This is a genomic window from Micromonospora sp. AMSO31t, from assembly GCF_008868175.1.
Classification (GTDB): Bacteria; Actinomycetota; Actinomycetes; order Mycobacteriales; family Micromonosporaceae; genus Micromonospora.
Window position 1 is genome coordinate 1 of sequence record NZ_WBKT01000324.1, and the last position, 707, is coordinate 707.

Annotated in this window: 1 protein-coding gene; it reads right to left on the reverse strand. The window is 67.0% G+C overall.

Going from position 1 to position 707, the window contains the following annotated elements:
• Positions 1-707, reverse strand: a 707-nt coding sequence (locus tag F8274_RS30785) for a glycoside hydrolase family 5 protein (RefSeq protein ID WP_151465907.1), incomplete at both ends; no start/stop codon positions are given.

Sequence of the window (707 nt, forward strand, 5' to 3'; positions counted from 1 at the left end):
GGCGGCGGCCCGCTGCACCTCGTTGCGGTAGTTGTCCTTGTGGGACGCCGCGTAGAAGTGGAACGTGTACATGATGTTGTCGGCCCGGACCGGGTTGTTGACGATCTCGTCGGAGTTGCCGCCCTCCGAGACGCCCAGCGACGACCAGCCCCGGGTGCCGACGATGACCACCGCGTCCGGGTCGTTGGCCCGGATCACCGGGATGACCTGCTCGGCGTAGTTCCTGATGGTCGACCAGCTCACGCCGTTCGGCTCGTTGGTGATCTCGTAGATCACGTTGTTCTTCGCGGCGTTGCGGGCCGAGACCGCGGCGAAGAAGGTCTTCGCCCGCTCCAGGTTGTACATCGGGTCGCCCGGCGTCAGCGTGTGGAAGTCGATCAGCGCGTACAGGCCGCGCGCGGCCGCCTTGTCCACCAGGGTGTTGACCTGGTTCGTGAAACCGGTCGGGTTGGTCTCGTAGCCCTGCTCCTGCACGTACATGGAGATGCGGAACAGGTCGGCCTGCCAGTCGTTGGCCAGCGCGTCGAGCGAGGCGTCGTTGTAGCAGTTGGCGAACCACTGCAACCCGTGGGAACTCATGCCGCGCAGCTGGATCGGCCGGCCGTACTGGTTGCAGAGGTTGACCCCGCACACCCGCAACTGGCCGTTGATGGCCACCGGAGTGGTGCCGGTGGGCGGGGGCGTCGTCGGCGGCGGCGTGGTCGGCG